The sequence below is a fragment of the Sphingobacterium puteale genome, assembly GCF_003627955.1.
Lineage (GTDB): Bacteria > Bacteroidota > Bacteroidia > Sphingobacteriales > Sphingobacteriaceae > Sphingobacterium > Sphingobacterium puteale.
On sequence record NZ_RBWS01000042.1, the window covers coordinates 1 to 5,661 of the forward strand.

Consider the following 5,661-nt stretch of genomic DNA (forward strand, 5'->3'; position numbering starts at 1 on the left):
CATCGACAGCATCTGATCTCTTTTTTCCTTTGAACTCATTAAGCAAACCTCGGAATTATAAAGCGTTCATAAAATATGCACTTGGTCGGGCGGATACGATAAAGCGATTAATGAAACGGTCAAAAGCTCTTTTAAAAATGGAAGTGCCTGTTATCCTTATTGGTGATTTCAATATTATCCCTACGGAACAGGATGTCTACAAGCCGGAAAAATATATAGAAAATGCCCTTTTTAGAATTGAAGCTCGAAAAGCTTTTAAACAGCTTATCGGCCAAGGGTGGATCGATTCAATCCGGACGCTTTTTAAAGATCAACAGGTTTATACCTTTTGGGATTATCTAAGGAATGCATATGGTCGAAATGCTGGGCTACGGCTGGATCATGTTCTTTTAAGCCCCATCGTTGCTCCGTTGCTATTGGAAGGAGGGATCGACCGACACGTTCGGGGATGGGAAAAAGCCAGTGACCATGCGCCTGTCTGGATTATATTGAAAGATAAAAAATAAATATGGCTGCTAGTAGGAGATCCAAAAATGAGTTGCTAAAGGAGGCACGATTGCAGGAACTTGAAGGTAAAACCGAAGATGCCATAAAAAGCTACAGCCAAGTTATAAGCAAAGACCCATTACAGTCCGGGGCATACAATCGCTTAATGATCCTTTATCGAAAGCTAAAAGATTATAAAAAAGAGTTGGCAGTTATTAAGCAGGCCATCGGCGCATATGAAAAAGATATAAAGGACGACCAACAAACTTGGAAGAAGGCAAACCGTAAATCTGCCCGCTCAGTCTCAGCCTGGCTAAATCAATGGGGCTTCTCAACGACAAAGTCAACACGGATAACTATACAATAAGGTTATGATCATACAAAGAGTCAAATCACGAGCTTTTAATCCTGAAAAATAGCCCGCAGATTATAGCAGCGGTCGAATAACATAATATCGGCATAAGTCGCCCGTTGCCCTGCGTCAGCGATGCTGTGAGCGCAATCCCAGCAATTGAAATCGAAGTTAGGGTCAATTTAATCCACTTTACTTGAATAGTACTCTTGTTGAGTATAAAGAATGCCGACAGATAGCATAGCAAGGTAGGAACGGCATATATTGCGCTAAAATATAGGCATAATATCAACCAGGCTATTGATTGTACACTATCTAGCGAACCAATTAAATCAAATTTAGTATTCTGGCTAAATAATATCGAACCTAACAACAAGATACCACTCCAATGCCTAACAATATATTTCCAGTTTAAGCTCCTGGACTTGTTTGGAGCCGTCTGATCACTCGGAATCCGATATTCATCAAGCAGTTGCTGCGCTATGGATACATCGGCAGGAGCAAGCTTCCTATTCAATAGTTCTTCCACCTTGACCCATTCGATCAGGTCATGATCAGTAGATTCTACCACAGCGTCTTCAGTTGTACAGATAAGGGAGATCAGCTGGATCGGATTCTTCTCATTATGGTGAATGGCATTTCTAAAGTGCCGTTTGATTTTTACTGTCAAATTTAATTCTTCGATCAGTTCACGTCGCAATGATTCCTCATAAGATTCTGACGCTTCCACTTTTCCGCCCGGGAATTCCCAGTAACCGCATAACGATTTTTCTGGTTTTCTTCGGCAGATCAAGACCAGATCATTTTTGAATATAATTCCGCAGACAACTTTTATGATAGCCATAAGCTTTGGGTAATTAAAGTGATATTTTAGCTCACAGCAACTACAGTTGTTCTTCTCGGAGGCAATCTTGCACTAGAAATAATCGGTCGTTGCAGTTCATTCTTCTCTGTTACCTTTTTTTGATTAAGGTAAATCTTTTTTTCTTTACTTTCAATGGTTGTATGAGATTATTATCGACCCATCGAATTCGTTTAGCCTATCTATTTGTAATAAACTAACAAATCTTTTTAAAACTAAATACGATTGGCTTTTGTCCTTATATTGGAAATATTTTGGGGTGGTTTGAAAAAATCTGAGAATATACCCATAGAACCTGATCCAGGTAATGCTGGCGAAGGGAGAAATGTTTCCTGGGGTTTTGGTTTCGGCCAAAACCCTTGTTGTTTTTTAGAATTACAAACTTAATTGTTTGCCCTTTAACTGTCAGATTACATCGAAACTATTTCAGCTGAGTACTGCCCCACTATAAAACCCTTTTTTCAAGGATAATGATATCGTCTTCATTACTTATCTTCTGAAAACCCAATTTTTCAGCAAATTTCAATGCTTTAAGATTCGTTATTTCCGTCTTTGCTACCAATACATTTACCTGGTACTTTTCTTTTGCCACTGCTATCAACAACTCAAAAGCTGCAGACATTATTCCTTTTCCCCAATATTCGGGCAGCAGGGCACCACCAATCTCAATTTTCTTTTCTTCCTGATTCCAGTGGTGTAAGGCGCAGTCACCAATAACTATATTCTCATTTTCCACAGTTTGTATACTGTAGAGTTCCTCACAAAGAGATAGAATATGTTCTGTAAACTGTACTGGATTCATATACTCCTCATTAGTTGTCCGATCCCGGTCGGCTGATTCATCTCCAAAATACAATTGGTAAAATGACTCAGCATCTTTCACAGACATTTCTTTCAATATGATCTTTATATGGTCTCCATCCGATTTCATGACCTCCATAGATTATAATTTTTATGTTTATTTATCAATAACTGCTGATCGAAGCTCTTTCAGTTCCCCCAATACGATATTCAGATCAGTTTGAGGTTTGGGTATGCTGTCAGCTTTCAATACAGCAACAGCCGCTTTAGGCGGCGGGAGCCTTGACCAGTCTTCAGCAAGCCTACCTCATACTGTATCTTGGAAAATATATTCCAGATCAGTGTATTCCCCGGAACTGTATCCCATTTTTGCCGATACAAGCACCTATTCAATGTTTTCTCTATTATCCCGTTTCGATCTTGCCACCCGGAAATTCCTACTTCACCGCAAGCCTCATCCAAGCCGATCGTTGGCAGATCAGTATCTTGTTGGCGTGTTCTATTATCGCACAGGTTACTTGCAGCAGTGAGGTCTAAAGTTAATGATTATCTTGGTTGAAGCAATCGGTTGTAAATAGAGTAATATATACAAAAAGATTACTCAGTCAATGTTTTATGGTATGTTTGGAGATAAATTAATTCTTTTGTTTATTTCATTTTTTATATATTTATTTGAATTAAAGTATATGTATAACAGTTTTCTTAATTAAGCTATGCTTTAGTTCAACGTGAAGTCTATTTCGATTCCTAGCTCCTTAAGCACCTTGTTTTTTTCCGTAGCCAATTATATTATGATTTCTACATCTTTTTAATATGGGATTTAATCCAAATTTAATTCGAACTATTGATGTTGAAATGCGCCCTTTAGATATTGATGCATTATAGTATCCACGTAACTTGTCTGTGGATATCAGTTAGAAAATTTAAAAAGATATGAAAAGGTTTATCATTATTGCATTTTATGTTATCTTTTTTCAATACTGTTTTGCTCAATCAATAACAGATATAGGTAGAGTATATATAAACCAAAAGAATGGCGAATACAGTACATTTCTAAAAGAAGACACACAGGTAGATAGTGTCATTATTGTATACAAAGACCGTCTCCCTGTTTCTTTGCGTTTTTATTATTTAGATAGTGTAAAACGCGCTGTTGAAGATTTTTATTACCTAGATTTCCCTGGCGATCGTTATCTACTGAACTTGGCCTTCGGGAAGCTTAATATTCCTGAATGTCCAACAGTAACATTAATACTTCCACCGTATAGAAAGGAAATCCTAAAAAAAAGAAAAGTAGATACTCATGCAAAATTCTATCGTGACTCGGTTAGATACGAGGCAATAATAACTGAAGTAGAAAGTGATCCTTCTGTTAGAGAACCTACAATGGTTACATTTTCAGCGAATTATTACCAAGGAAGTAAAAAACTACAGCAGGATTTTAGCGCTTTTATGGAGACTTTGGGAAAAAGTAAAATACCTAAAAATGGAAGTGTATTTCTATTCCAGGGTCTTGTAAAAGAGGATGGGAGCCTAGGCAATGTTAAAACGATTATTGGTGATAATAGTATCTATGGGGACCTATTAAAAAAGTGGTTAGTCAATTTAGGGAAACCATGGAAGTCTGCTACACAAGGTGGTAGACACGTGAAAAGTAATATAGATATTTTTGTAGAAGTAAAGGGAGAACATGCCCAAATTTCTACATGTGGTTATAACAGAAATCCTAGATCATACAAGAAAACGAACTAAAACGCCACCTATATATGAAATTGATTTTCTGCTTTCTAGTTATTTTTATTTGTTTTAATACAGCTTTAGCCCAAAAGAAGGTCCATTTTAGGAATAAACATGTGCGGAAAGATATTGCAAAGATATTTGAAAATTATCCTGATGTAAATGGTTTTCAAATAAACTTTCGAAATGATACCGCCGAATCAATTTATATACTTGGGAAAATTGAGGATAATATATTGAAAGGCTCAAAATATAAGACTTATTATTCCCTCAAATATGCTGGCGATCTATTTTTTTTGAAAAAGAAATATTCTCTTATCGAGAAATTGACAAAAAATAAAGAATTGGTGAATTCTATTGATAGGCAGAGCAGTAATTTTATTTTAAGCGTAGAGGCTCAGTCAATTTCTATAAAGCCTCTCTTTGACGGGTCAGTCTTTTGTGGATTTAGACATTCATCTCAGTTGAAATTTCAAAAAAAACTAAATGCTAATTATAAGGAAACCATAGTTCCATCTGGTGATTCTATTCTGATTCTTCAAGCTATTGTAAACAGAGATGGTAGCCTTGGGAAAAAAATGCTATTGCATGGAGATGAAGACGACAAATTATATAGTTATATATGTGATAATTATCAGGACTATAATCAAGAAAACAAAGCTAACCTAAATACGAAGGGATTGTTTTTGCCATATCGATCAGGAGGAACACCTTTTACCAGCATTATAGAGATCTTTGTACGCTTAAATCCTGATAGGACATTTAGCGTCAGTGGGAGTGGTAGAGAAAGAAAGCTTCGAATTAAGGATTATAAAGAAGATCCGAACGATCCTCTGCAGCTATTTTAATAATATTACAGAGCATTATAAACTCTGATAAGCAATTAATCCTGGCAATACGCAATCTGTAGATCCTTGGAAGAGGGATGCCGGTTCGGGGAAGATTGTAGCTGTAAAGACCGGAAGCCAGCGCTTTGTTTACAATGATTATGGTAACGAACTATTAATGGAGGAGTATAAATTGACTTCAGCTAAAAAAATAACGGTAACCGCTTATAAGGCAGTTGGCGTAGAGGAAAACGCTTTACGTCCGGCTACAGCTGCAGAAGGTTCGAATTGTCTGGGATGGGCTTTGACTGGTGGAGAATATACTTTTATTGATGATCCTGCTACAAATAATATTGACGAGGGAATGGTAACTCGGGTAGGATTAAAAGCTGGTAAGATAGCGGCCGACTCAATTATTGTTTTTCGGGCTACGGTAATAGCAGGAGAGTCCCGTAATCAGGATAAATTACAAATGGACGAATTAATTTATGGCAAAGAAACGTATTTCTCTGATATTGTACGCAAGGTTTTGAATGATACAAATAATAAATCCAGTATGCCAGGGCATTCGAATTGGGCTGCGGCAACAAATGCTA

General features: G+C 37.0%; 7 protein-coding genes and 1 riboswitch. Of the genes, 5 read left to right on the plus strand and 2 right to left on the minus strand.

From position 1 onward, the window contains the following. The coding region (locus D7322_RS28175) for an exodeoxyribonuclease III (protein ID WP_183078884.1) at nt 1-506 on the plus strand (506 nt) is incomplete at its 5' end. Nucleotides 507-508: 2 nt separating this feature from the next. Next, entirely contained in the window at nt 509-853 is a 345-nt protein-coding gene (locus tag D7322_RS28180) for a tetratricopeptide repeat protein (protein WP_121127495.1), read from the plus strand. 25 nt (nt 854-878) lie between these two features. On the opposite strand, the gene D7322_RS28185 is transcribed toward D7322_RS28180, so the two are convergent. Continuing rightward, nucleotides 879-1,682, minus strand: coding sequence for a (deoxy)nucleoside triphosphate pyrophosphohydrolase (locus tag D7322_RS28185; RefSeq protein WP_121127496.1), 804 nt, complete (start codon nt 1,680-1,682; stop codon nt 879-881). 263 nt (nt 1,683-1,945) lie between these two features. Next, nucleotides 1,946-2,040, plus strand: a riboswitch (TPP riboswitch). Nucleotides 2,041-2,145: 105 nt separating this feature from the next. Further along, complete coding sequence (locus tag D7322_RS28190; protein ID WP_121127497.1) at nt 2,146-2,640, minus strand: GNAT family N-acetyltransferase; 495 nt, start codon at nt 2,638-2,640, stop codon at nt 2,146-2,148. A 794-nt stretch (nt 2,641-3,434) separates the two neighbouring features. Here D7322_RS28190 and D7322_RS28200 point away from each other — a divergent pair. The 3 genes from D7322_RS28200 to D7322_RS28210 all read left to right on the plus strand — a co-directional run. After that, entirely contained in the window at nt 3,435-4,253 is an 819-nt protein-coding gene (locus tag D7322_RS28200; RefSeq protein WP_121127499.1) for a hypothetical protein, read from the plus strand. A gap of 14 nt (nt 4,254-4,267) precedes the next feature. Continuing rightward, nucleotides 4,268-5,086 carry a hypothetical protein gene (locus tag D7322_RS28205; protein WP_121127500.1) on the plus strand — a complete coding sequence of 273 codons (819 nt, stop codon included), beginning with the start codon at nt 4,268-4,270 and terminating at the stop codon, nt 5,084-5,086. 157 nt (nt 5,087-5,243) lie between these two features. After that, nucleotides 5,244-5,661: hypothetical protein (locus D7322_RS28210; RefSeq protein WP_147430573.1), on the plus strand; the 418-nt coding region annotated here is incomplete at its 3' end.

Excerpts from the sequence above, each read along its gene's own strand:
- D7322_RS28180 (WP_121127495.1), top strand. The coding sequence starts at position 509 with ATGGCTGCTAGTAGGAGATCCAAAAATGAGTTGCTAAAGGAGGCACGA.
- D7322_RS28185 (WP_121127496.1), bottom strand. The coding sequence starts at position 1,682 with ATGGCTATCATAAAAGTTGTCTGCGGAATTATATTCAAAAATGATCTG.
- D7322_RS28190 (WP_121127497.1), bottom strand. The coding sequence starts at position 2,640 with ATGGAGGTCATGAAATCGGATGGAGACCATATAAAGATCATATTGAAA.
- D7322_RS28200 (WP_121127499.1), top strand. The coding sequence starts at position 3,435 with ATGAAAAGGTTTATCATTATTGCATTTTATGTTATCTTTTTTCAATAC.
- D7322_RS28205 (WP_121127500.1), top strand. The coding sequence starts at position 4,268 with ATGAAATTGATTTTCTGCTTTCTAGTTATTTTTATTTGTTTTAATACA.